The organism is Salinispirillum sp. LH 10-3-1, assembly GCF_030643825.1.
Classification (GTDB): domain Bacteria; phylum Pseudomonadota; class Gammaproteobacteria; order Pseudomonadales; family Natronospirillaceae; genus Salinispirillum.
On sequence record NZ_CP101717.1, the window covers coordinates 2605161 to 2630777 of the forward strand.

At 53.5% G+C, this 25617-nt stretch carries 26 protein-coding genes; 4 read left to right on the forward strand and 22 right to left on the reverse strand.

Features of this window, described 5'->3' with window-relative positions; translation table 11 throughout:
* Window positions 1-15 precede the first annotated feature (15 nt).
* Together ribD and nrdR are read right to left on the reverse strand one after the other, a co-directional pair.
* Window positions 16-1179 carry a bifunctional diaminohydroxyphosphoribosylaminopyrimidine deaminase/5-amino-6-(5-phosphoribosylamino)uracil reductase RibD gene (ribD, locus tag NFC81_RS11865; protein WP_304994690.1) on the reverse strand — a complete coding sequence of 388 codons (1164 nt, stop codon included), beginning with the start codon at window positions 1177-1179 and terminating at the stop codon, window positions 16-18.
* Entirely contained in the window at window positions 1176-1634 is a 459-nt protein-coding gene (gene nrdR / locus NFC81_RS11870; protein WP_304994691.1) for a transcriptional regulator NrdR, read from the reverse strand. Before nrdR ends, ribD begins: the two co-directional genes overlap by 4 nt.
* A 465-nt stretch (window positions 1635-2099) precedes the next feature.
* Between nrdR and NFC81_RS11875 the strand changes: the two genes are divergently transcribed.
* Both NFC81_RS11875 and xseA read left to right on the forward strand, forming a co-directional pair.
* Window positions 2100-2447, forward strand: coding sequence for an HlyU family transcriptional regulator (locus NFC81_RS11875; RefSeq protein WP_304994692.1), 348 nt, complete (start codon window positions 2100-2102; stop codon window positions 2445-2447).
* A gap of 10 nt (window positions 2448-2457) precedes the next feature.
* The gene (xseA, locus tag NFC81_RS11880) at window positions 2458-3801 is read left to right on the forward strand and encodes an exodeoxyribonuclease VII large subunit (RefSeq protein ID WP_304994693.1); all 1344 of its coding nucleotides are present in this window, start codon (window positions 2458-2460) and stop codon (window positions 3799-3801) included.
* Between the two features lie 33 nt (window positions 3802-3834).
* Here xseA and der read toward each other — a convergent pair whose 3' ends face one another.
* The 8 genes from der to ndk all read right to left on the reverse strand — a co-directional run bounded on the left by der (window position 3835) and on the right by ndk (window position 11999).
* A complete protein-coding gene (der, locus tag NFC81_RS11885) occupies window positions 3835-5250 on the reverse strand; it encodes a ribosome biogenesis GTPase Der (protein WP_304994694.1) in 1416 nt (471 codons plus the stop codon).
* Between the two features lie 12 nt (window positions 5251-5262).
* Window positions 5263-6408, reverse strand: coding sequence for a PQQ-binding-like beta-propeller repeat protein (locus NFC81_RS11890; protein WP_304994695.1), 1146 nt, complete (start codon window positions 6406-6408; stop codon window positions 5263-5265).
* Window positions 6409-6435: 27 nt separating this feature from the next.
* Entirely contained in the window at window positions 6436-7080 is a 645-nt protein-coding gene (locus tag NFC81_RS11895) for a tetratricopeptide repeat protein (RefSeq protein ID WP_304994696.1), read from the reverse strand.
* A 21-nt stretch (window positions 7081-7101) separates the two neighbouring features.
* Window positions 7102-8397, reverse strand: a complete 1296-nt coding sequence (gene hisS, locus NFC81_RS11900; RefSeq protein WP_304994697.1) for a histidine--tRNA ligase — start codon at window positions 8395-8397, stop codon at window positions 7102-7104.
* 20 nt (window positions 8398-8417) lie between these two features.
* Window positions 8418-9542 (reverse strand): flavodoxin-dependent (E)-4-hydroxy-3-methylbut-2-enyl-diphosphate synthase, encoded by a 1125-nt coding sequence (gene ispG, locus NFC81_RS11905; protein ID WP_304994698.1) that lies wholly within the window; start codon window positions 9540-9542, stop codon window positions 8418-8420.
* A gap of 3 nt (window positions 9543-9545) precedes the next feature.
* Window positions 9546-10295, reverse strand: a complete 750-nt coding sequence (locus NFC81_RS11910; protein WP_304994699.1) for a CDC27 family protein — start codon at window positions 10293-10295, stop codon at window positions 9546-9548.
* Entirely contained in the window at window positions 10292-11437 is a 1146-nt protein-coding gene (rlmN, locus tag NFC81_RS11915) for a 23S rRNA (adenine(2503)-C(2))-methyltransferase RlmN (RefSeq protein WP_304994700.1), read from the reverse strand. The genes NFC81_RS11910 and rlmN overlap by 4 nt, the downstream gene beginning before the upstream one ends.
* A 133-nt stretch (window positions 11438-11570) precedes the next feature.
* Window positions 11571-11999: a nucleoside-diphosphate kinase gene (gene ndk, locus NFC81_RS11920; RefSeq protein WP_304994701.1), complete on the reverse strand. Its 429-nt coding sequence runs from the start codon at window positions 11997-11999 to the stop codon at window positions 11571-11573.
* A 310-nt stretch (window positions 12000-12309) separates the two neighbouring features.
* Here ndk and NFC81_RS11925 point away from each other — a divergent pair, with 310 nt between their 5' ends.
* Window positions 12310-13695, forward strand: coding sequence for a hypothetical protein (locus NFC81_RS11925; RefSeq protein WP_304994702.1), 1386 nt, complete (start codon window positions 12310-12312; stop codon window positions 13693-13695).
* Window positions 13696-13717: 22 nt separating this feature from the next.
* On the opposite strand, the gene NFC81_RS11930 is transcribed toward NFC81_RS11925, so the two are convergent.
* The 7 genes from NFC81_RS11930 to NFC81_RS11960 all read right to left on the reverse strand — a co-directional run bounded on the left by NFC81_RS11930 (window position 13718) and on the right by NFC81_RS11960 (window position 20367).
* Window positions 13718-14272 carry an HNH endonuclease gene (locus tag NFC81_RS11930; RefSeq protein WP_304994703.1) on the reverse strand — a complete coding sequence of 185 codons (555 nt, stop codon included), beginning with the start codon at window positions 14270-14272 and terminating at the stop codon, window positions 13718-13720.
* A gap of 197 nt (window positions 14273-14469) precedes the next feature.
* Window positions 14470-14877: a DUF4864 domain-containing protein gene (locus NFC81_RS11935; protein WP_304994704.1), complete on the reverse strand. Its 408-nt coding sequence runs from the start codon at window positions 14875-14877 to the stop codon at window positions 14470-14472.
* A gap of 136 nt (window positions 14878-15013) precedes the next feature.
* The gene (locus NFC81_RS11940; RefSeq protein ID WP_304994705.1) at window positions 15014-15439 is read right to left on the reverse strand and encodes a GNAT family N-acetyltransferase; all 426 of its coding nucleotides are present in this window, start codon (window positions 15437-15439) and stop codon (window positions 15014-15016) included.
* A gap of 115 nt (window positions 15440-15554) precedes the next feature.
* Window positions 15555-16550 carry a GTP-binding protein gene (locus NFC81_RS11945; protein WP_304994706.1) on the reverse strand — a complete coding sequence of 332 codons (996 nt, stop codon included), beginning with the start codon at window positions 16548-16550 and terminating at the stop codon, window positions 15555-15557.
* Window positions 16551-16668: 118 nt separating this feature from the next.
* Window positions 16669-17736, reverse strand: coding sequence for a hypothetical protein (locus NFC81_RS11950; RefSeq protein WP_304994707.1), 1068 nt, complete (start codon window positions 17734-17736; stop codon window positions 16669-16671).
* Between the two features lie 66 nt (window positions 17737-17802).
* Window positions 17803-19002 carry a hypothetical protein gene (locus NFC81_RS11955; protein ID WP_304994708.1) on the reverse strand — a complete coding sequence of 400 codons (1200 nt, stop codon included), beginning with the start codon at window positions 19000-19002 and terminating at the stop codon, window positions 17803-17805.
* A gap of 144 nt (window positions 19003-19146) precedes the next feature.
* On the reverse strand, window positions 19147-20367 hold the full coding sequence (locus tag NFC81_RS11960; protein WP_304994709.1) for an MFS transporter: 1221 nt from the start codon (window positions 20365-20367) through the stop codon (window positions 19147-19149).
* 175 nt (window positions 20368-20542) lie between these two features.
* On the opposite strand from NFC81_RS11960, the gene NFC81_RS11965 reads away from it, so the two are divergent.
* Window positions 20543-21313: a sulfite exporter TauE/SafE family protein gene (locus NFC81_RS11965; protein WP_370529864.1), complete on the forward strand. Its 771-nt coding sequence runs from the start codon at window positions 20543-20545 to the stop codon at window positions 21311-21313.
* Here the strand turns inward: NFC81_RS11965 and NFC81_RS11970 are convergent.
* From NFC81_RS11970 to sufT, 5 genes are all read right to left on the reverse strand, one after another.
* Entirely contained in the window at window positions 21260-21553 is a 294-nt protein-coding gene (locus NFC81_RS11970) for a hypothetical protein (RefSeq protein WP_304994710.1), read from the reverse strand. The genes NFC81_RS11965 and NFC81_RS11970 overlap by 54 nt on opposite strands.
* 181 nt (window positions 21554-21734) lie before the next feature.
* The gene (locus NFC81_RS11975; RefSeq protein WP_304994711.1) at window positions 21735-22631 is read right to left on the reverse strand and encodes a bile acid:sodium symporter family protein; all 897 of its coding nucleotides are present in this window, start codon (window positions 22629-22631) and stop codon (window positions 21735-21737) included.
* Between the two features lie 26 nt (window positions 22632-22657).
* On the reverse strand, window positions 22658-24421 hold the full coding sequence (locus NFC81_RS11980; protein WP_304994712.1) for an AMP-binding protein: 1764 nt from the start codon (window positions 24419-24421) through the stop codon (window positions 22658-22660).
* A gap of 201 nt (window positions 24422-24622) precedes the next feature.
* Window positions 24623-25042, reverse strand: coding sequence for a SufE family protein (locus NFC81_RS11985; protein ID WP_304994713.1), 420 nt, complete (start codon window positions 25040-25042; stop codon window positions 24623-24625).
* A gap of 28 nt (window positions 25043-25070) precedes the next feature.
* The gene (gene sufT, locus NFC81_RS11990) at window positions 25071-25604 is read right to left on the reverse strand and encodes a putative Fe-S cluster assembly protein SufT (protein WP_304994714.1); all 534 of its coding nucleotides are present in this window, start codon (window positions 25602-25604) and stop codon (window positions 25071-25073) included.
* Window positions 25605-25617 lie beyond the last annotated feature (13 nt).

Consider the following 25617-nt stretch of genomic DNA (forward strand, 5'->3'; position numbering starts at 1 on the left):
TGGATGGCGGCGATTCTACCTTTTTATTGCCTGCACTTCATCTGTAGGGTGTGATGATTTGCCGTGCAAGCGCGCAATAATTCGCTGATCAGCACCAAACTGGCGGCGATCCAGGACATCCAGAGTCACGGCGTCCGCCATGGTATCGAGTGGCAACGCCATTAAAGGCCGGCCGGCACTGCCAAGCAAACGCGGCGCGCAATACAGGATTAGCTCTTGAATGAGCCCAGCGCGATAAAACGCCCCCGTCAACTCTGCGCCCGCCTCAATCATGACCTCATTCACCGCGTGCGCTTCAACTAGACGGCGCAACAGCGCAAGCAGGTCGAGGTGGTCACCGTTGCTGGCACAGGTCACAACTGCCACGCCACGCGCGCGATAAGCGTCAAGCTGCGCCACTGAATGTCCGTTGCCGGTAAACAGCATGGCGCGATCAACGGCGTAAAATGGATGATCGGCAGGCACTCGCAGCCGAGAGTCCACAACACCACGCAAAGGACTCAATACCGCGGGATGATCGGGCCAACGCTGGGCCAGCAAATCGAGACGCACCTGCATCCGAGCCTGATCCATCAATAAAGTATCGGCGCCGGTGATCAACGCGCAACTGCGCGCACGCCAATACTGCACATCGGCGCGCGCCGGAGCACCCGTAATCCAGAAGCTCTCACCGCTCTCCATCGCCGTACGGCCGTCGATGCTGTGCGCCAATTTCGCTCTGACCCACGGCAAGCCGGTACGCATGCGCTGCATAAAGCCAAGGTTGAGCCCCTCGGCTTGATCCGCCAACACCCCAGAGGTCACGTCAATTCCTGCGGCCCGCAAGCGTGCAATGCCAGCACCCGCGACCAGCGGATTAGGATCTTCACAGCCCACGACGACGCGTGCCACACCCGCGGCAATTAACGCGTCCGCACACGGTGGCGTGCGCCCAAAATGACTGCAAGGCTCCAGCGTTACATAGGCCGTTGCCCCGGTCGCAGCAAGCCCGGCAGCGTTAAGCGCAAACACTTCGGCATGCGGCTGTCCAGCCCCTGGATGCCAGCCCTCACCAACTGATTGGCCGTCTTTTACTAATACACAACCGACACGCGGGTTAGGTGTGGTACTGAACAATCCGCGCTCTGCCAGGTGCAGGGCGCGCTGCATCCAAATGATATCGGCGGCCGCGTCACTCATTGGTCTTTCTTCTCAAGGCGTTCAATCTCAGCACGAAACTCAGAAATATCTTGAAAACTTCGGTATACCGAGGCAAAACGCACGAACGCTACCTGATCCAGCACCTGCAACTCTTGCATCACCGCTTCACCAACCGCCCGCGAGGGTATCTCGCGCTCCCCACCAGCACGCAAACGATGCTCTATTCGACTGATGGCCGCCTCTATGGCTTCCACCGAGACCGGGCGACGCTCTAACGCGCGCATCATGCCGGCGCGTAATTTGTCAGCGTTGTAGGGCTCGCGCGAACCGTCTTGCTTTACCAGCTTAGGCATTACTAATTCAGCGGATTCATACGAAGTGAAACGCTCCCCACAATGCGGACATTCACGACGCCGTCTGACTTGACGACCTTCAGCGACAAGACGGGAATCTATAACCTTGGAGTCTGGTTGACCACAAAACGGGCAATGCATAACGACGCGCCTGAACAATACGAAGGCAAGAATTTTACCCTTCGTGACTGGCGTTGCCTACCAATCCACAAAAAATGATGAAGAACCTGCGCATTACCTAGCTTGTCAAGCATTGACAGGTGATTTTATTCACATTTTTTCGCAGCACTGCACTGCCATAGTGCGCGAATGCATTTGCCCTGCACTGCTCTACAAAAACTCTAAATAACGACTCCAATTCATTGTTTTATATAGATTTATTGCATTTTGATCACTTTTTAACCAATCCGTAGAACCCCACGTCATCGTTAGCTTGCCTCTGTTTATCACAGAGTTACCCACACACTTATCCACAGAATCTGTGGAATACAGTTTGGCACCCCCATGGTCTATGAGTTGCAGCTATGTGATCGACGCAGAGCAACACCAACGCTTACCAGCATTCCCCTAAACTGAAGCGTCGATTACAACGGAATGGAACTCCTGATGCACCGTTATGTTGAAACGGGTACACTGTCGTCCGTCGATTCTGGAGGTAACCTCATGTTTGATTGGTTAAAGTCTTTATTTGTTGCTCAGCCGCAAAGCACAGCTGCAAGCGTTCAAGCGGAAGAGGAATACAACGGATTCATGATTAAGATCGCACCAATGCCCGTAGGCGGACAATACCGCATTTCTGCTCATATCAGCCGTGTAGGCGCAGAAGAACCCTCGCATCATTTAATCCGTGCCGACCTACTGCCCGACCTGGACACTGCGGTTGAGCATACGCGTTTGAAAGCACGGCAAGCCGTTGATCAGCTTGGTGACCGCCTGTTCAGCACAGACCAGTAAGATCAGCAACATGGAACAAGCCATCAGCGTTGCCCAGCTTAATCGCCAAGCTAAATTCATCCTCGAACAACACTTTGGCAGCGTACTGATTCACGGAGAAATTTCGAATCTTGCCCGGCCACAGTCGGGCCATCTTTATTTCACTCTGAAAGACGACAGTGCGCAGGTACGCTGTGCCTTTTTCAAAGGCCAAGCCATGCGTCAGCAGTACCGCCCGAAAGACGGTGAAGCGGTTCTGGTGTCGGGCAAGCTCAGTTTGTTTGAGGGGCGCGGTGACTATCAAGTAATTGTCTCCGCAATACAGCCTGCTGGTGCAGGTGCGTTGCAACTGGAATTCAATGCCCTTAAGAGTCGCTTGGAAGCGGAAGGCTTATTTGCACCTGAACGCAAGCGCCCAATACCCACCGACGCGCAGGTCGTCGGGGTCGTCACATCTGGCTCAGGGGCAGCGGTGCAGGATATCTTGCAGGTATTGGCACGTCGCGATCCCTTCATTGAGGTTCGACTGTTTCCCTGCTTGGTCCAAGGGAAAGACGCGGCGGCTGATATTCGGCGTGCCCTGAAGGCAGCGATCGCCGATGGACAGTGCGATGTTTTGATCGTCGGCCGCGGTGGCGGCTCCCTAGAAGATCTATGGTGTTTCAATGATGAGGCTTTGGCGCGCGACATTGCCGCCAGTCCACTCCCCATTATAAGTGCGGTGGGGCACGAAACCGACTTTACCATTGCCGACTTCGTGGCCGACTTACGTGCTCCGACCCCCTCGGCGGCGGCGGAACTGGCCTCTGCCGACCACAGTCAACGCGCCAGTAGATTACACCAACTGGCCCGTCAGCTGACCCACAACCTACAGCGCCAGCTCAATCAGCATCGCCAAGCCCTGCATTTTCTGCAGCAACGGCTGCGTCACCCAGCGGATCGTATTCGCGAGCAACAGCAACGCCTAGACGACCTCAGCGCGCGCCTAGAGCGCAGCATGACGCAAACACTGGAGCGACCCGCTCTTCGCCTAGAGGTTTTCCAGCAGCGCTTGCAGCGCAGTGCTCCCTCCGTTCGCCTCCAAGAACAACGCCGCCAACTTAACCAATGGCAACAGCGCTTACACAGTAGCGTACGAGCCAATCTGCATCAATGGCGTCAATCCATTGCCAAAACGGCCCACAACCTACACACCGCGAGCCCCATGGCCACGTTGCACCGCGGCTATGGCATTCTGCTCACGGATGATGCCAAAGTGGTGCGTTCAGTGACGCAAGTGCAGATAGGGCAGCAGATAAGCCACCGTTTAGCGGATGGAACAATCGTCAGTGAAGTGAAGCGGATTAATGAACAGGAAACCCCCTCTGACGCTTGATTCAGAGGGGGTCGCGGTTAGTGCTTGCAGCGGTTACTTTTTCTTACTGCGCGGGCCAGCTTTAGCCTTCGCACTGCCACGATGAGCGGGCCCCACCTTGGTCTTTTTTACGCGCCCTGTCGTGGGAGGCGCGTAAGGGTTTTCCCCACTACGGAACTCGAAACGAATCGGCGTACCGCGCAAATCCAATACACTGCGAAAACTGTTTTCCAGATAACGCTGATAGCTACCCGGCAGCTTTTCTACCTGATTACCGTGAATCACAATCACCGGGGGATTGCGGCCACCCAAGTGAGCATAGCGTAACTTGATGCGCCGGCCGTTTACCAACGGAGGCTGGTGCTCTTGCACCAGGCCCTGCATGATTTCCGTGAGGTAATTGGTTGGCCACTGCTTAGTTGCGGAGTCATAAGCCTTTTGTACCGATGCGAATAAGTGGCCGACATTAGTGCCGTGCTTAGCGGATATAAAATGCAAATCTGCCCAGCTCATAAAGTCTAGTCGGCGGTCGATGTCCTTCTTCACCTGCGCTTTTTCGTCGTGCGTCATACCATCCCATTTGTTGACCGCCAATAGGACCGAACGCCCCGCTTGCAGCACAAAGTGCAGCATGTGCAAATCTTGTTCAACCACACTGTCACGCGCATCCAACACCACGATAACCACGTTAGCTTGCTGAATCGCTTGCAGCGTCTTGATGATGGAGAACTTTTCGACCGCTTCCTTGATGTTCTTGCGGCGCCGTACTCCCGCCGTATCAATCAGCGTGTATTCCGTCCCCTCGCGCTCGAACGGAATGAAGATGCTATCCATGGTGGTGCCCGGCTGATCGAAAACAACCACACGCTCCTCACCGAGCATTCTATTCACCAAGGTAGACTTGCCGACATTTGGCCGACCGACAATAGCGAGACGGATACCCGTACCCTGCACCAAGTCGGGATCAACTACTTCGGCATCCGGAAAGCGCTCCATGGCTTCGGTGATCAAACTGGTCACACCACGGTTATGGGCCGCTGCAATGGGGTAAGGCTCACCCAGTCCCATTTCGTAGAAATCACCCAGCACCGTATCTTCGTTCAAACCATCGACTTTATTGACCACTAACTGGGTCAGCTTACCGGCACTGCGCAAATGCTTCGCCAGCATCAAATCACTGGCGGTAACACCCTCGCGCGCATCAACAATAAAGAACACCAGATCGGCTTCTTCAATGGCGGCATACGACTGCTCGGCCATTTCAACGTCTAAGCCCATCTCATAGCCGCTAACACCACCGGTATCGACCACAATAAAGGGGATGTCGCCCACCTTACCCTCGCCGTACTTGCGGTCACGCGTCAGCCCTGGCCAATCGGCCACCAAAGCATCACGCGAGCGCGTCAAGCAGTTAAATACCGTGGATTTGCCCACATTGGGGCGCCCTACTAATGCAATTACCGGCGTCAAGCGGTCTTACTCCTATTGTGCCCTGATGGTGCCGCCCAAAAGGAGGCCCTGCATCGATTGCACATAAAAATGGTCGGCATCGGCTATTGCCGGTACCGTAAAGCGCTGATGACCAGCGAAATTCAAACGACCCACGGGCTCGCCCGTTCGGGTAGAAAAACCGTACACATAACCACGGCGATCCGTCACTATCACCGTATCACCTTGCACCGCCAAGGACGTAATTGGGCGCCCAGTTACGGCCTGTTGTTGCCAACGAATCGCCTTTGTATTGAGATCATAGGCAAAAATCTCACCCGTGCGATTAGCCACAAATAATGAACGACCATCGGTCGCCAAGCTCGCACTGACCGACTGCGTCGTTTCCCAGCGGATCTCGCCACTGTTTGGCATAATCTCTACGAGGCGTCCTTCGTAGGCCGCGATGTAAATACGGTCGTTAACCAACAACGGAGTAACGTCTACATCAACAAGTCGCTGCAAGTCGGTCACGCCGCGTGGATTCGATAGGCGATGCGACCAACGTGGCTCACCGGACAACAGATCGAAAGCCATCACGCGTCCATTGCTAAAACCGGCAATAAGGGCATCTCGATAGAACAAAGGCTGAGCTTGACCATGCAAGGTCAACACCGGCTGCTCACTGTCATAGATCCACACCCAGTTCCGACTGGTGTTGTCCCACAGACGTAGCTTGCCGTCCTGTGCCAAGAAGGCAATTTGATTGCCTGACACCACTAAGGGCGCAATAGCAGTAACACCTAAGGCACTGCGCTGTACTTCCTCACCATTGCTGGCATTCAGGACGACCAAGTCGCCTTTTTGGGACAGAAGATAAAGCCGGTCACGATGCAGCGTGACCCCGGCCTGCCAAGGCTCCAACGAGTGTTTCCACAACACTCGCCCGGTTCCCTTCGACAAGGCAACCACCTCGCCAGTCACATGCGCTGCAAATACGCGCTCGTCATCCTGGGCCGGACGCAAGCGCACGGCACCATCACCAGGCTGCCATCCTTCAGCAATAAAGTGATGCCAGTCGAAACCGACGCGATCAGAGGTAAATTCTGGTGGCGGTGCCGGGTAGCGCGGGTTAATACCTGCGCAACCGACCAATACAACAACCAATACACTGGCTAGAGCACTTTGCATTGCTCTCATGAAGGACAACTCCTGTCAGTACAACGATTAAAGCAAGCCAAAACGTTCGGCTTTTGCTTGCAGCAGTGGTGGGTTCAAACCTTGCTCTTGCGCCAACGTCCAAGCAGTCTCGTAAGCTGCTCGGGCGGCATTACGATCACCCATAGCTTGGTGGATATCACCACGCAACTCGTAGAAGGCCAATTCCTGCGCACCGGCAGCAATGCCATCTAAAGTGGCCAAGGCTGCATCGAATTCACCCTGTGCCACTTGCACGCGCGCGATACGCAGAGTTATGACACGGTCAATGGTAGCATCTCGGCTTTGTTCTAGTGCCCAGCGCAACTTCGTCTCAGCGTCGGCAAAGTCACCATCGTTCACCATGTACTTAGCCTGCAAGAGCGCCGTGTAAGTGGTATAGGTACTGTTACTGTGTGCACTGCTTAAGTTAGCAAACAAGTCATCCAAACGACTGCGCTCGGTTGCCGCCAAGGTATCTTTACCGTCCGTCAGGCGCACGACCTGCTGGTAGATGTCCGACGCCGCAGCATGGTTCTTCGCCTGGTTGTCGTTGTAAAAGAACAGACCAAAATAGCCCACAACGAAGATCAGCACACCGCCGACCAAGGCATTACCCCAACGTGACCACCACTGTTTCAGGGCCTCTATCTGTTCTTGTTCAGTATCGTACACAACTCACTCCTTGCACTCTCATTATATGGATTCTTGTAATGCTTCTTTCATAACCGCAAGCAAAGCATCAGTATCTGACCACGCAATATGAACTTGCGGAGCGTCTTTGCGCAGATTTTTCACCGTGAACACCTGCTTGGCCACTTCGTCGTCGCCAACGATAAAGCCCAAGCGAGCGCCACTTTTGTCTGCTTTTTTCATCTTCGATTTAAAACTGCCATCACCCAGCACCGTCTGCAGGCGCAGATCCGGCACTGCCGAACGCAACCGCTCTGCCAGCTGCAACTTCACCCGTTCCGCATCGTCTCCCATAGCCAGTAAGCAGGCATCCACTGTCTGCGTGACGTCGGCAGGCACTACGTCCAATGCTTCAAGTAGCAGCAACAGGCGTTCAACACCCATACCGAAACCGATGGCTGGAGTAGACTTACCGCCTAACTGTTCAACCAAGCCGTCATAACGTCCACCACCCATCACAGTACCCTGCGAACCCAGTGCCGACGTTACCCATTCAAATACGGTTTTGCCGTAGTAGTCCAGCCCGCGCACCAAGCGTGGATTGATCTCATACGCCACACCCGCAGCATCAAGAAACGCGCAGAGCTGATCAAAATGCGTCCGCGATTCCTCGTCCAAGTAGGCAAAAAATTCAGGCGCGTCATCCAGCACTTGCTGAGTATCTGCGCTTTTGCTGTCCAAAATACGCAAGGGATTGGTGCTCAAACGACGCTGTGAATCTTCGTCGAGGCGCGCCACATGCTGTTGCAGGTACGCCACCAAATCTGCTTTGTAGTTCGCACGGCTCTCCGCCGTACCCAGCGTATTCAACTGTAAGGTCAGGTGTTCTGCAATGCCTAAACGCTGCCAAAGGCGCGCTGACATGATGATAATTTCAGCGTCAATATCCGGCCCTGCCAGCCCGAACACCTCGGCACCAAACTGATGAAACTGACGATAGCGACCTTTCTGCGGACGCTCATAGCGAAACATCGGCCCGGTGTACCACAGCTTTTGAATCTGATTGTGCAGTAAACCGTGCTGCAAAGCGGCACGCACGCAACCGGCCGTCCCTTCGGGTCGCAGAGTAATACTCTCATCGTTGCGATCGTTAAAGGTATACATTTCCTTTTCAACGATATCGGTTACTTCACCGATAGAGCGCCGAAACAAGGCGGTATCTTCCACCAGCGGGGTACGTATTTCACTGTATCCATAACTGGCGTACAGTGCACGCATCTGCGCTTCGGCATACTGCCACAATGGGGAGCGTTCCGGCAAAACATCATTCATGCCACGAATGGCTTGTACTGTCTTCACATTATTTCCCGTTAAACCGATTAAGACCGTGTCTTGGCGATTAAATTGGCGTTGGCAGCATCACGCTCAGCGATCTGTTCGCGAATCATGCGCTCGAACACATCCACCAACTCTTCGTTTTTCAGTTTACTGTGCGGCTCACCGTTCAGATAAATCAGGTTATTGGGCGACCCACCAGTGATACCGATATCCGCCTCTTTGGCCTCACCCGGCCCGTTCACGACACAGCCAATAACAGCCACGTCCAACGGTGTGAGTACATCCTCTAAGCGCTCTTCTAACGCGTTCATGGTACTGATGACATCGAAATTCTGGCGCGAGCAGCTGGGACAGGCGATAAAGTTGATGCCCTTATTGCGCAAGCGCAGGCTTTTTAAAATATCGAAGCCGACTTTAACTTCTTCGACAGGGTCGGCCGCTAACGACACACGCAGCGTATCACCAATACCGTCCATGAGCAGCAAACCTAAGCCCACTGCGGACTTCACTGTTCCTGATCGACGACCGCCGGCTTCGGTTATACCCAAATGCAACGGCTGATCAATTTGACTTGCGATCTGACGATACGCCGCCACCGCCATAAAGACGTCGGACGCTTTCAAGCTTAATTTGTATTCTTGGAAATCCAGCCGGTCGAGGATATCAATATGGCGCATGGCGGACTCAACGAGCGCTGCAGGCGTCGGTTCGCCGTATTTTTTTTGCAGATCTTTTTCCAGCGAACCCGCGTTGACCCCGATGCGCATGGAAATGCCTTTGTCGCGCGCCTTGTCGACCACCGCCCGTACACGATCTTCTTTACCAATGTTGCCCGGATTGATACGCAAACAATCGACACCTAAATCCGCGACGCGCAACGCAATTTTATAGTCGAAATGGATGTCAGCGACCAAGGGTACTTGAACACGCTGACGGATTTTGCCAAAGGCTTCGGCGGCATCCATACTGGGCACCGACACCCGCACAATGTCCACCCCTGCCGCCTCCATCCGCTGAATCTGCGCCACGGTCGCATCCACATCACAGGTTTCAGTATTGGTCATACTTTGCACTGAAATGGGCGCATCACCGCCAACTGGCACATTGCCCACCATGATCTGGCGACTTTTTCGGCGGGTGATGGGAGAGAGCATCTGCTTGTTCATGCGTCAGTTATTTCTCAAGTAATTGCTATTCGGGAAGCGTTCTTTCAGCTGCTCCAATAAATCGGCATAGGCCTCTTGGCGCTGCATGGCTTCATTAACCCGCACCCCTAGGATCAACGACTCCTCAGTGTGCGTCACCAGATCACTGCTGACCAATCTCTGGAAGCCATCGAAGTACGCCATGGCCCGACGAGGATTGCCGTCATTGAGATGCAGATTGGCCATATGCCAATAAGGCATTGGCAACATCTTGTTCAGCGTAATAGCGCGATCAAAATAGGTTTTGGCATTAACCTTATCATCTAAGAACAAACTCACAATGGCGAGATCTTCAAACGCCACCGCACGGTCAAAGAAGTCGGTATCAGCCACAACCACCAGCAACTCCTTACGGGCCTCTTCTATGCGGTTTTGACGAAACAGGAACTGCGCGTAAAGATGTCTATTTTGCGTGTCACTGCTGAGGCGCATCGATCGCTTGAAATAGTCTTCGGCCAGCTCTGGCTCGCCCTCGCGTTGGTACACGAGTGCCAGGCCTAGGTGCGCTGAAGGCGATTGCGGGTGAAAACTCATCGCCTCGCGAAAAGCAATTCGAGCCTGAGCTGCGTTATCAAACTGCAAATGCCGAAACCCAATTTCAACATAACGCTCCGCCGATGTCTGTGCCTCGCTGTTCGCCCCACGGCTTGCACAGGCACTCAATGTCAGTGCAACCAGCAACAAGATCAGACCACGCGCAATGGAAAGCTTCATACTCGTTTACCCCGTTTTTTTGCCAAATCCGCCGCCGTGCTGCCAATCTCTACTGCCTTGATAAAGCGCTCACTGCGTCGTGTTAAATCTTCTACCTTGCCCACCAACTGGCCACATGCGGCGTCAATATCATCGCCGCGTGTTTTGCGCGTGGTTACGTTATAACCGGCTGCCATCAGCACATCGCGGAACCGGTGTACGCGATTATTGCTGGGCCGTTCATAACCTGAGTTAGGAAAGGGGTTGAAAGGAATCAGGTTGATCTTACACGGCGTATCCCTGAGCAAATCAGCCAATTCGTGGGCCAACTCAGGCGTATCGTTAACGCCGCTCATCAAAGTGTATTCTACCGTTAGTACTCGCTTATCACTGAGGCTCGACAAATACTGGTTGCACGCATTCAGCGTCTCAGCGATACCGTATTTCTTGTTCACCGGCACCAACTGATCGCGCAAGGGGTCGTTTGGCGCATGCAATGACAGCGCGAGACTGACATCGGTGTGCCCGGCTAACTGGCGAATGGCTGGTACAACACCCGAGGTACTGAGCGTGACACGACGTTTGGAAATACCGTAGGCATTGTCTTCCATCATCAGGTTCATGGCAGCGATGACGTTATCAAAGTTCAACAATGGCTCGCCCATGCCCATCATCACCACGTTAGTGATACGGCGCTCGCGCTTACCGGATAAGTCATCGAACGCTTTAGCAGCAACCCACACCTGACCAATGATTTCTGCGGCGGACAAATCGCGATTGAAGCCTTGCTTACCCGTCGAACAAAACGAGCAGTCGAGTGCGCAACCGATTTGCGACGATACACACAGGGTACCGCGGCGCTCTTCGGGAATATAAACTGTTTCGATGGATGAACCGCCCGGCAGACGCATCACCCATTTTCGCGTACCGTCTTTCGCCGTGGCGTCATAGACCACTTCCGGCACCGTCAACACTGAGGTCGCTTTAAGTTTCTCGCGCAGCGCTTTGGACAGGTCTGTCATCTGATCAATGTCAGTGACGCCACGCGCATGAATCCACTTGAGCACCTGCGCGGCTCGAAAGGGCTTTTCACCCATGGCCACAAAGTGCGCCTCTAGCTGCGCGCGCGTCATGCCCAGTAAATTGATCGTGTGCTGTTCCACCGCTCGCTCTTCCACTACAAAACCTTCAGTACAGACGCAAATTCTTTGTCATCCTAGTACATAAAAGGGGAGCAAGGCTCCCCTACAACACCGCATCACATCCACTGACCGATGCAGCCACCGCAACGCTCATTTATGCGCGGCTGAAAATTTCTTCAGCAGTGAAGAAAATAGCAATTTCACGCGCCGCAGATTCAGGCGCATCAGAACCGTGCACTGCATTGGCAGAAACTTCTTCCGCAAAATCAGCGCGGATAGTGCCCGGTGCTGCTTCTTTGGGGTTGGTTGCACCCATGATATCACGGTTTGCTGCAACGGCGTTTTCACCTTCCAGAACCTGAACCATCACTGGACCAGAGGTCATGAAGCTGACCAATTCACCAAAGAACGGACGTTCTTTGTGTTCCGCATAAAACTTACCAGCCAGTTCTTCTGACATGTGGATCATCTTAGCGGCAACAATCTTCAGGCCCGCTTTTTCGAACCGCGTGTAGATTTCGCCGATCACATTTTTACCAACTGCGTCGGGCTTAACAATCGAGAAAGTCTGCTCAATAGCCATGTTTACATCTTCCAGAAGGGTTAGAAATTTGGAGCGTGGATTATACAGGCAGCCGCCTCGTAACTCCATGCATTCGCGCTGCCTTTGCGGAAATTTTCAGCCTTCGCGCTGTGCACATTGCCGCCACAACTGCATTTTGGGGCATGGAAATTGCTGAATGTAATGAGAGCGTCAAGTTTCCGCCCGTTGCCGCACGAGTCTCCACAATGCAACGCAACTCACCACCCAACTTGACGACGGTCCAAAACGTGGCGAAGCACTCATTTTTGGACTACATACTTACTAGACCACCCAGATAAGGAATCGCCTCATGCGTGCTGTTGTCCTTTTACTCCTGACCCAGTTGATGTTCAGTAGCCTAGCTGTGGCACAGTCCCAAAGTCAGCTCCAGAGCCAACCGAACGTACTCTTAGCGACCCGTATAGATCGCGCTGCCGTGGCACAGCATGCCGCCTTCCGACAAGTCACCAGCGAGGCGATCAATGGATTGCAACAGTATCAAGTCAGCCCGATTCGCCCGAATTTGGACTGGAGCTCTGCGGCCGACCGCGAAGCCCTGCTCGCCTCTGGAGCATCTGCCGGCATGTCCGTCGTGGCGACCGCCGAACTGATATTTCCGCGCCGCCGAACTGCACAAGTCAATATAACGTTCTTTAATGCCCGAGGCGGCGACACCATAGCCAGTCGCTCACTGGATTTTCGCTACAACACCTATGATGGTTTGATTGCCCAAATAGAATATGAACTGGAGCGCGACCTAAAACGACAGTTTCGTCAGCTTGGCCAGGTGGTCAGCACCGACGGTGGCCGCGTTTTCTTTGATTTGGGTCACAGTGCGAATATTGAGCCAGGGCAGGTTTTTCGCGTTTATCAACGTGGCGCCGAAGTAACCACGTCAAGCGGCGAATCTTATGGCTACCTGGATGATCAGACGGGCGTCATTGTGGTAACGGAAGTCACGAACATCTATGCCATCGCGGAAGTCATGCTGGGACGCCGGAGTATTCGCTCAGGTCATTGGGTAGAGCGCATACCAGGCACTGCGGCAGACTATCGTGGTGAGGTGCTGTCAAAACTGGATAACCAGGTCGCAATTAACTTAGGGGCTCGCAGCGGCGTCAGCGAAGGCGCGGAATTCGCCGTTTACAAGGACCTGAAGCCGATCAATGACAACGATTCATTTCGTGTGGAGGTGGGGCGAATTCGTATCAACGAAGTCCGGGATTCTTATTCTCGCGGCACCATAGCACGCTCAAATCACTACGAATTGGCCAATGGTATTATTCAAGAAGGCGACGTTATTGAAGAAGTACGGCGCTCCGGCAGCGTACAACTGACCGTTGGACGCCTTTCAACTGGGATTATCAGTGACGCTCCGTCGTCGGTGTACAATGCGGGCATTCGTTTCGAAAGCCCCGGCAATATGGATATTTTCTATCGCCTATCAGGTGGCTATGGTGATAGCTACTACGCTGCCGTGGGCGCAATGGTCGCCATTAATCACTCGGAGAGCTTCTTCTACGGGATAGATGCGGTCTGGAACGAAAGTTGGGGCACCAACCTATTCATGTCAGTCAACGTACCAACGCCGTTCCAACGCTACGTGCAATTGTTCACAGAGGTGGGCTATCTCATCGGCACCGACGCTGATGCAAATGGACTGAATATCAATCTGGGGCTAAATTTGAGCCTCTAACACCAAGGAAGTGCTGGGTTGCTTACGCAGCCCAGTCACGCCGCCCTGAAAAGCGCCGCCGCAAGTACTCCATTTGATCGCCACGAATGTGGCGATTCGCCAAATACATGAACTCAAACAAATTCGGCTTAAAGGGCACCGCCAACAGAGGCATACCCGCCTGCTCGGGCGTAAGGCCCCCTTTGTGTTGGTTGCACCCGCGGCAAGCCGTAACCACGTTGGTCCAATGATCACGCCCGCCTTGCACACGCGGAACCACATGATCGCGCGTCAGCATAGCAGGCTGATGCACAGTCCCACAGTACAGACACATGTGATGGTCACGCCGAAACAAGACTGAGTTGGTAAGGTGAGGGACGGCCGCATCCGCCGGATGATCGCCACTGCAGGCGACGATTGGTGCAATATCGAGAAATGACTGCCGCCCAGAGCGCCCCGTCCCACCATGCATACGTATCAGGGTATCGCCCAAGCTCCACAACACTTGCTCACGGGCATACAGGGTTGCTGCGCACTCACGACTCAGCCAAGCAATAGGCAAACCACTCTTGGTAAGGCGCATGATACGATCCGGCATAGCCAGCTCCTCTTATCGCTTATACCTGGCTATTTTTATAGCATGCTTGTGTACAAATTGTGAACATTGACAGTATATATGGCTAGGACAGCCAGCATACCGCCCATCCATGGGCATAAAAAAAGGCCAGCCGGGCGGCTGGCCACAGGGGAACGAACAAAAGCCGCTTGCTTCGACGACCATTGTTCATACAACCGCTACAGCACCAGTTGTGGCGCTCGTAAAATGGCGACGCCGTCTATACGCCACTCGCCGCTCACCGAAATCAAGCTATACACAGCGCGCCAACCCCGCCCTTGACCATCAACCAAGGAGACCTCTTGGTACATCTGCTCACTGGACACCACAACAGGATCTACAAATGCAATATGGCGCGGTCGATACAAGGCTGGGTATTGAGACCTCACCATTCGAGCAAACCTTTCGGCGTTACCAAACTGTTGCTTGATACCGTCTGCCGCGTATGAGAATGCATGTTCTGCATTGTCATCAGAGAAAGCCTGTAATTGAGCACGAATAACTACTTGAGCGCTCTCGGGTGCCTGAGCGACAACCGTTACTGGCCATACAAGCGCAAGGACTAAACACCAGCCAAATGCCCGCATGCGACTACCCTCCTGTTGGAGTTGCCATATGCTTAAGTTTACGTGCTGTTTGGGAATCAGATCAGGTATTTTGGTTATTTTTTGTACGCAACGCGTCAAGACGGCTCGAGCCAGAAGGCGGCTCGAGCACGTTGCGTTATGACTCAGCAGGAATGGTTAACTCAGCGCGCCAGTAGCTGACTGGCCCTTTGTTGAACGCCTCACCGACGGGCTCGAAGCCAAAGCGCTGATAAAACGGCATTGCTGCCGCACGGGCATGACACCAAAGTGTCGTCGTATTCAGACGCGGCAATTCAGCGATAATGTGCTGCAGCATTTGTGTACCAAGGCCGAGATGCTGGTAGTCAGGTAGCGTGGCAAACTTACGCAGCCGAGCAATTCTCTCGCCGTCAGGAAACAGTGATGCAACGCAGACGAGACGATCATCAATGTAGCCACCAAAGTGACTGCCGACGGCATCGTCTTCCAACATACAATGACTGATTGGCTGGTCTGGCCAGAGAACAAATTGCCGAATCGGCCAAGTGTCTTCTGCTTGAATAGCGGTGATACGAAGATCCAACGTGCTGCACCTCAATGGCTGTTAAAATACCCGATTTAACGGGAGCATATTTTTACAGGGGGCGCGCAGTTTATACGGTTTTTTTCGCGCTGTCGCGTGTTTTAGTTGATGTGTGTTAGTTCACCAAAGTGCAGCGTCGCAGCTCGACTTCGGCTTCTTTACTGTCGAGCGCGTGGTCTAATATCAGCTCTAGCACGGCCTCCTGCTGGGCTGGGAATGAGACAATGGATAACGCCCCGTCCACGACGTTAATCAGCCGCCAGCCGTCGTCCATGCACATGACTGCTTTCAGCCGCACAGCATGGATGCTATGCACCCACGCCAACAAATCATGGGTGCGCCAAACAGTCTGCGCCGGCATACGCCAACCCACACTGAAATAACCGTCGGCATTGCGCTCCGCCCTTACCCATTGCTCCGCCGTGGGCGCTGCCGGTATTGAACGCCAATCAAGCACAGGAAGTTCGGCGGTGGCAGCCTGTGTCGCCACCGAGACCCTTGGGGACTCGTCTGCGTTCAAAAACCAATCGAGGTCTACTTGCCCTTGCTCAACGGTAAACAAGGCAACCTCCGGTCGTTGTGTCGCGAGCCATGCTTCCGCTGCGCGCTGCGTATGGCTATCCGCGAGGTCGGATTTGTTTAACACGAGCGCACCCGCCAACAGGATTTGCTCAACGTAGAGAGCATGATTTTGGTATCTCGACTGCACCACTTGCCGAGCATCAACTAAAGTTAATGGACTCTGCACGCGCAGTACGGTGCGGTAAGAATCATCCTGCAACAACGCCAAAATGGTTTTTGGGTGGCCTAACCCGCTGGGCTCAATCAACAGACGATCAGGGCGCTCTTGGCGTATCAGTTGATTGAGTGCTACCCGCGTAACCGGGCCAGATGCACAGCACATGCAACCACCGGCGACCTGTTTTACAACAATGCCCGTATCACCCAATACCTTGCCGTCGACGCCAACATCGCCAAATTCATTCACCAGAACCGCCCAGCGTTCATTTGCTGGCTTGTGGCCGAGTAAATGGCGAATAGCGGTTGTTTTACCGACACCCAAGAAGCCGAGCAGTAAGTTCACAATGACTAAAGGGTAGGGGGCAGACAAAGCGCTCAACTCCGGCGAAGAATACAAAAGGGTAAGCATTCTAAACCGTCGTCGTCTGGCGCACCAGAAACCTTATCTGCCCAAGGGTGGCACTGAGCTGTGCCACCCTTGCGGTTTATCAGTTCAGGGTGTCATACACCAAGGCAGACATGGAGCTGTTCGCCGAACCAGGCACCTCAATAAAGGTGTCCTTACTGCCCCACAGCTTCCACCAAGGGCGGGCTTGATAAGTACGACTGGCAAATGCTACATCCAAGCCATTCAGAGTCGTATTATTCACCACAGGGACCATCACGTTGCCACGCTGGTGACCAATGGTTCCGCTGTGATGCGCCCCTTCCGACAGCAATACCGGAAAATGGTTATGCCACAGTGCACCAGCAGCCTGGCCGGTTACCTGGCCGTTCATGCTGAGCGTTGACAAACAGGACTCAAAGTCACCCGGTACTGCGGCACCACAGGCAGAGTGCACAGGTACTACACTGTCATCCGCACCGCGAATAAACGGTTTAGTAACTCCAAGATACTCGGAACCAGCACCCACGAAGCGCAAGCGCGGCAATGCACCCGGTGCTACGGCCTGACTGCGAGCCTGATTCACCTGCAGATCGTTCACCACGCCCATGCTGGATGGGACCGGATCAAACCCCAACACGGCTTTAACGGCTTCCTTCGCAGGCCATAAATACCAGCTATTGTTGTACGCAATAGACATGGCTAGATCGGCCAACTCAGTACCACCACCGGCACCGGCGAAGTCCAAGACAGCCAACACCTGCAATGGTGGCAAACCATCAGCGGCTAACCAAGCCGCCTGATTCTCCAACAAATAGCGGGTGACTAAATCACCGGTGCTGTGCGTCACAAAGATGCACGGTGTTGCACAGATACCACGCTCTGCGATGTCTTTCATCTGCGCGTACGCCTGCACCGCTATGCCTTCTTCCAAGCGCTGTGTGCTATCCCAGTCAATCCGTGCGTCGGCACGACTCCCCCAGAACTCCGACCAATAGGCCGCTCCATTCTGCTCCACCTGATGCTGACTGGCGGGTGGCCAAATCAGATTGGCTGGCTGGAAGCCATGTACCAACACCACAGGGTGGCCTGCCAGTTCGGCTTGAGCCGCCCCGCTAGATAACCCGGCAGCCAAGGCAAGACTGGCCATTATTTTTGTTGTTTTTTGCATTCGCATTTCCTCTTGTTGTTATTGTTTTGTTGCTCTGCTGGTCCGTTCTTGAAGTAGGGAAATTTTTTATTGAGTTTGCTGTGTTTGGCCTAAGCTGTTCAAAAAATCGATGCGCTGCTGCGTGAGGTCATCGCTGTAGGGAACATCCTCCAGATCATCAAGCGAAGGTACGGAAACTTCATAGCCTGTCGTTGCGCCGAACATATAGGCCGTTCGTACTCCGGGGCGCGCGGGCAATCGGCGTACCTGCACATCCATCAGGCGCAGCCCCATAGAGAGGTCGACTCCGACGAGTAAGCTGCCATAAACCTGTAAGGGTATTTCGCCTGCGCCTGCGGCCAAGCTGGCGTCACCCGTTAAATGAGCGATGGGCTGATCGCCAGTGAATAAGTTCGCCGACAGCGCGTAACGCCCTGCTTCCACCGCTTGAAAACGCACCGGAACAACCAAGTGATTAGCAGCCACACCAGTGGCGCCGACCCCCAGCAAGTCACCAATGTCGGGCTCTACCACCAACAACGAGACATGGCTGATGGCCTCCTGATCGATACGGGCCGTCACAATTAAACGGTACTCACCCGGTGTAACCGTTGCAGTATCCAACTCGCCCAAAAACGACTCGTCCGGCGCTGCGCGACGCAGCTCCGCAGTGGTAGCTTCTGACTCATCAGACACAGCCACCAGCCGCACCGCCATTCTATTATCCAGCTGTGCAGCGCCGTCCACTTCAGCACGGACCGACACGACATCACCCTTCTGGTAACGTAACTGCGGTAAAAAGACACGCATCACCGCCCCTGTTACCAGGGGTAAACTCACGGGCTCATAGGCATTGCCGCGATAAGCAACGACCTGATCAGCTTGCAGGGGAATAGAATAGCTCGGATGTTGTGCACTCACTGCATAAGCCTCCGCTACTTCAAGCCATGCCGCCTGCAGTGCAGTGGGCGGTTCGTCCATGCGCGCGAATAACGTAGCCATGGAGTCTTGATCCGGCGCTTCCGACGCATCTGGACGCGCCAGCAGCGGCACTGACCCGGAGTCGGGCAGTGTGCTTTGCGGCAAGCCATTGGGGTCCGCCAGTGACGACTGTCCGATAGCCATGCGGGCTGACCCACCCGAGCCCACGGCAGCACCATTCGGCTCAGCGACTGGTGGTGGTGAGGATATATAGCCCTGTGGTGACTCCGGGGCGAGCAAGCCGACCCCGACGACTGCAGCGATGGTGATACTCCCTAGTACCACCAGCCAAAACTTCTGAGACATAACAAACCCGAATTATTATTGTTGGCGTTGACGTCATACTGACAGTGTTGTGCAGTTAACCGGAGGGCACAAGAAAACAGCGCCGATGGCGCTGCATTGATGAATTGAGTGACATAGTTTAAGAATTGAACAGCGTTTACCGAACTACAAACCGACTGAACGCCGCCAGGAGTGCAAAATCAGTGTCACAATACCGGCCATCAAGGCAAAGATCAGAAGCATAAGGGCCATGCCGAAATTATCGGCCAAGGCACCAAGTAGTATCGCACCGATCGCGGGCATACCCATGGTAATGACGGTCCAGATGCTCATCACCCGCCCCCGAAACGCATCAGCCACCGACAATTGAATCGCGGTTTGACAGCCTGTCCCTATCACGGTCATACAAAGGCTTAACAAGAAAATCAACAGGCCTAAGGCGATCAGCGTCGACACCCACATAATGGGCAAGGTCACTACAGCACTGGCCAACAAGGCACTGAACACCAAGCCCAACAGATGCGCTTCCGTGCCGCGCTGTCTCGACACCAACAAACCACCGACAATCGAACCTAATCCCGCGGCGCCAGTGACCACCGCCAAGGTGCCAGCATCGCCGCGCAACAATTGCCCGGTCAGTGCGGGTAGCATTTCAATAATTGTCCTTCCGTATAGGCCATTAATCATGGTCAGCAGCATCAACAAACGAATCATTTGACTGGCGCGCACAAAAGCCAAGCCAGCACGCAACTCTACCCACAGTGATCGACGCTCTTCTTTCGGGCTTGGTTTCAAACTGTGTACACGCATGAGACACAGTACCGTAGCGGCGTAAAGGGCTGCCGCCACACCAAAAGCGACCGCCGTTGATGCCCACCAAAGTAGAAATGCCGCCAGCGCAGGACCCAGTATACGAGAGGTATTGAACACCATGGCGGATAGGCCAATCGCCGCAGCAAAATGACGACGTTCGACCAACAACGGCAATAATGACAACCGCATGGGGTGATGCGCCGCGGTGACTACACCAATGGCGGCCGCAAGGGTGCAGAGCCAAGGCAAGGTAAAGAGATCCAGCCCAGCGGTGACTGCCGCCGCGACACCTATGAGCGCTTGCGCTGCCGTGGTCAGGTGCATGCCACGCAAGGGGTTAACACGGTCGGCTACCACGCCAAACACCAGAGAGAAGAGAAAAGTAGGCGCCAGAAACAACGCACTGACAGCACCGACCCAGAACGCGCTTTCCGTCAATGCCCAAGCCGTCCAACCTAACAAAAAGCGTGAAATCCAGATAGCAAAGGTTGAAAAGCAACTCGCCAGGAAATAGCGCCGGAAACCGGCCGACGCGAACAATGCAGTATTAGCCTGTGTGGTTAGGTCCGTCATATCGTCAATTCATAGAATAGCCGACAAGCCTACTCATTTTGCCTGCGCGCAGCAATCCGACTCTGTGGCCCCGAACACCGAACAGAGCGTTACTTGACAAGTCGTAGCGAACCTCACTTTGGCACGCTATTATGGCGCCCTGCTTACCGACCGACGACCCGCACTGAGGCCTAACATGATACTGGGAATGGAACTGTGGTTTATTTTGCTCTTGTTAGGCACCGGCTTTGTTGCAGGCATCATTAACACGCTTGCGGGCGGCGGCTCCAATTTAACACTGCCGGCTTTAATGGTAATGGGCATGCCCGCAGATGTAGCCAACGCCACTAACCGCGTCGCCGTATTTCTGCAAGGCGTTGCAGGCAGTACCGGCTTTCATCGCAACGACCGTCTGCCCCGTCATGATATCAAAGCCATCGTGATACCCACCTTGATCGGCTCGGTGTTTGGCGCTCTGCTGGCGTCCTACGCCCCACCCGGACTGTTAAAGTACATGCTATTGGGGGCCATGCTGACCATGACGGTCGTCATGCTGATCAAGCCCTCTGTCGTCGCCCCACCTCCAGACTCCGTTCCCTTTCTTGTCCGCGAACGCCCCTCGGCCTTCCCTGTACTCTTGCTGGCGGGGTTTTACGGCGGCTTCGTGCAAGCTGGCGTTGGCTTTATCTTAATTGCCGCCTTTGCGGGCAGCCTGCGCTATGACTTGGTGCGCGCCAATGCACTGAAAATGTTTACGACACTCTTCTTTACCGCCATCGCTCTAGCCATCTTTATCTACAACGATCAGGTGTTGTGGGTTCCAGGACTGACCCTGTCCATCGGTACCGTGCTCGGCGCCTACGGGGCGGTGAAATTCGCCATAAAAGCAAAGCCTTCTACCTTGAAGTGGTTCCTATTCGTTATGACGTTGACCGGTTGTATCGCGGCCATTTTTTCCGACCTTTAGAGAGAGCTCTAGGCGGTGAGTCGGTGTAATAGCCTCCGCCAGCACGCAATAGGAGACTCTTCCTACTACCGTTAGCACCCGACACCAGCCAGCGCTCGCCAGCACGGATGTACCCGCACCACTGCCGCCAATCAGTGCCGTCGGTTGCGCGTGCAGATGAACGTTGAGGTTGTGAAATAAAGGCGTATGGCCAGTAAAGCCAAAGGTCAGCGCATGAGCTGAAAGATAAGTGGTCGTCATAGTAGTCTCATCTGAAAACGTTAATAGGTAACGGGGATCAGAGAGATCACTTCATTGGACGAACACCTTTGAACAGTTAGTAACGGGATTAATTAAAAAGATCTAGGTGACAGCAAATAAGATGAACGCGGCTAACTGCTAGCTAAAAGCAGAGCCGCGTTCAACCTCACGTTAAATCACTTTACGAGGGTTCCACCTTCGCTTGGTCACGTGCCAGCTCTTCTCGCTTGGTCATCTTACGGTAGATCACGGTGACCCACGTAGAGTTCAGTACGATGAAGAGTGAATACATAACAGGCATCAACAGGATCAACTGCTGAGTTTCACCGGTAAACGTCATGATGACAATCAATGCCGCCAAAGGCCCGTTCTGAATACCGGTTTCCAGAGACACCGTACGCGCTTTCTGCGGGTTCAGCTTTAAAACACGCGAGAACAGGTAGCCGAACAGGAAGCCAACCAAGCCGAGCAAAATAACGGCTGCATAGACTTCCCAGCCGGTTTCAATCAGCAGACGCCAGTTGCGCGGTGCCCAAGTGACGACCAAGAAGACGATGACCACGGCACCGAGAATACCACCCATAAGTTCGATCACAGCCCCCACATTGGCATTCTTCCGACGTAGCCACATGCCTAGCAGGGTAGGAATCAACAGCACGAACAGCAAGCGCGCAATCTGATCCGGCGGGATACGGAAGGCATCATCAATACCTTGTGTGTAGAATTCCATCCACAAGGGCACCAAGATAAAACCTGCCAATGTCGAGCAGATGGTCATCATGATGCTCAAGCTGAGTAAACTTCTCGAGAAGTACGCAAAAATGTTGGATGTGGTACCGCCTGGCATACAGCCCATTAAGACCAAACCAACCGTTTGCTCAACCGTCAGATTGAGAATGCGTGCTAAAGCAAAAGCAATAAAGGGCATCAGCAGGTACTGCGAGGAGAAACCAACCCCGATCGCTTGCGGGTGACGCATTGAGAGTTTGAAATCCTTAAAGGTCAGTGACGACCCCATACCGAACATGATGATCACCATCATGATCGACAATAAACTTTCTTCCAATGGACTTAACATAGTGCTCTATCTCCGAGGCCAGATTCTTATGCTTGTTGTTTAGCCGCTGTATTATTTTTCTCGACGGTAGCGCGAATTTCTTTGCGCAATACCTTCCCGACCGGGGTTTTTGGCAGCTCATCCCAGAACACGACTTTCTTCGGAACCTTGTAGGCAGCCAAGTCTGTCTTACAATGTTTAATGATGTCTTGAGCTGTCAGACCCTGCTCGCGCAGCACCACATAGGCATGCACTGCCTCACCTGTCTGATCATCAGGCGCACCGATAACAGCAGACTCCTGCACCTGCGGTAAGCGTGCAATGCTGTCCTCAACTTCATTCGGGTACACGTTAAAGCCACTGACTAATATCATGTCTTTCTTACGGTCAACAATATGAAAGTGACCATCTTCTGACATAGTGCCAATGTCGCCCGTATAGAGCCAGCCGTCTTTCAGCGTTTTGGCCGTTTCTTCCGGGCGATTCCAATAGCCTTTCATGATCTGTGGACCACGGGCAATAATTTCTCCGGGCTCACCCAGTGGCATCGTCACACCTTCTTCATCGACAATACGCACTTCTGTCGAGGGTGCCGGAATGCCGATGCTATCGGCCCGCTCGTGGCCGATTGGGTTAAAACAAATGACCGGCGAACTTTCGGTCAAACCATAACCTTCAGCGATGGGCGTACCTACTACAGCGCGCCAGCGTTCGGCTACTGATTTGTGCAATGCAGTACCACCCGCCAGCGCGACTTTCATGGTTTTCGGCGGATAAACCGTAAACCATTCTTCGTTTAACAACGCATTGAACAGGGTATTTACACCCGAAATCCAAGAAATAGGATAATTGTCAAAGGCACGCTGACAGTTCTGAATGGGGCGTGGACTGGGGACGAGTACGTTGTGCGCCCCTTTGTGGTAAAAGGCCAACAAATTCACCGTAAAGGCAAAAATGTGGTAGATCGGCAATGCCGTGAGGATGCATTCTTTTCCTGCTTCAATATGACTACCGGCAACGGAATCAACCTGTTCCAAATTGCTCAATAGATTGCCATGGGTTAATTCGGCACCCTTGCTGACTCCCGTAGTACCACCGGTATACTGCAGTAACGCCGTGTCATCACGCTTCAAGTCCTGCCAGTACGTCGCAACTTCAATGCCTTTTTCCGCTTTAGCCGCACGTCCAGTCTTAATAGCCTGATTCAGCAGGGTAGCTTCTAAATTGTGTTTGGGAATGACTTGGTTCCAGTACTTCAACACCGCATTCAAGACACCGCGCACCACGGGTGAAAACCACTGTGAAATTGAGGTCAATACCACGTGCTTAATAGGAGTGTTTTGTAGAATGTCTTCCAGCTTGTCGGCAAACATATCGACGATAACCAGCGCCTCTGCACCGGAATCATTGAACTGATGCTCCATTTCTCGGCGAGTATATAGAGGGTTTACATTAACCAGTACACACCCGGCCTTCAAGATTCCGAACGCTGCTACCGGCAAGGCCAGGCAGTTTGGCATTTGCACGGCTACACGAGTGCCAGCGTTGAGCCCAAGCGTTTCGCGTAGATAAACCGCGAACGAATCCGACATTTCATCCACTTGTGCATAGGCCAGATGTCCATTCATGCCATTTGGCATGCAAGTAGTAAATGCGGTATTGGGGCCAAAATCTTTCGCCGCTGCCACAACCATGGCGGGGATGCTCGGAAAACGGTGTTCTTGCGCTTGGTCGCGGTCTTTTATGGCGTTTTGTGCCGCGCCATAAAACTGCGTCCATGGCGCGCTATCATAGATATGATCATTCGACATGCAAGTGCTCTCAGTTCTGGTACCTTTTGGTGAAAAGGACCGATGTTGTTATTGTCCTTATACCATAGCGCAAAGTATGAGAGTGCAACAATAGTCGGATGAGGAGAGAGCACAAATTTTATGCCTATTGAGACATAATCGAAGAAATTATGCTGCACCTTGCGACCAACAGACGCAAAGTGCTTACTTTTCAGTGCGTAATCAAGCTGCCGAAGAGAAATCCTGAATACGCTGCACCATGGCCCGCAGGCCGTTACCGCGAGTCGCACTGAGGTGCTTAAGCAGATTCAGCTCGTCGAAGTAGGCCTCAATATCAAAGCTGCGTATTTCACTCGACGTTTTACCGTTGTAGGCCGCCAATACAACCGCCAACAAGCCTTTAACGATGAAGGCATCGCTGTCCGCAGCAAATATAATCTTATCGCCCTCACGCTGCGGCACTAACCATACTTTGCTTTGACAGCCGCGCACAATGAAATCATCGGTTTTATAGGCGTCGTCCAGGGCAGGCAATTCTTTGCCGAGATCAATAATGTACTTGTAGCGATCTTCCCAGCTGTCGAAAAAAGACAGAGCATCAATGATGTCTGCGGACGTAATGTCGGTACCGAAGGGGTTCATAGGGGCGTTTCCAGATAACAAGCCAAACTTAAAAAAACATACCGGTTTCGAGCTGCGCTTCTTCACTCATCATGTCGCGCTGCCACGGCGGGTCAAACACCAAATTAACGCGCACCGATTTTACGTTAGGCACTCGACGTACCCGATACTCAACATCACCGACCAGCACCGGGCCCATGCCGCATGCAGGAGCCGTCAACGTCATATCGATTGAAACGATCTTACTGCTTTGGTCGACCTCGACTTTATAAATCAAACCCAGGTTTACCAGATCAACCGGAATTTCCGGGTCAAACACGGTTTTCAGTGCCGTCCACACTTGCTCTTCTTGAATCTCGTCGCTGTCAGGTGCAGGAAAACTCAGCGTCTCGGCTTCTAGGCCCAGGTTTGCCGCGTCAGTGCCATCCACCCGCACCATCTGCCCGTTGTAGGTCACGGTGTAGTTACCGCCCAGGGCCTGCGTAATGGTTACGAAGGTGTCGCGGGGGATCGTGAGCGGAGTGCCATCAGGCACGCGCCGGGCGGGGCAGTCGGCCTGCGCCACCACCATGCGTCTTTCCATTGTGTTTATCCTA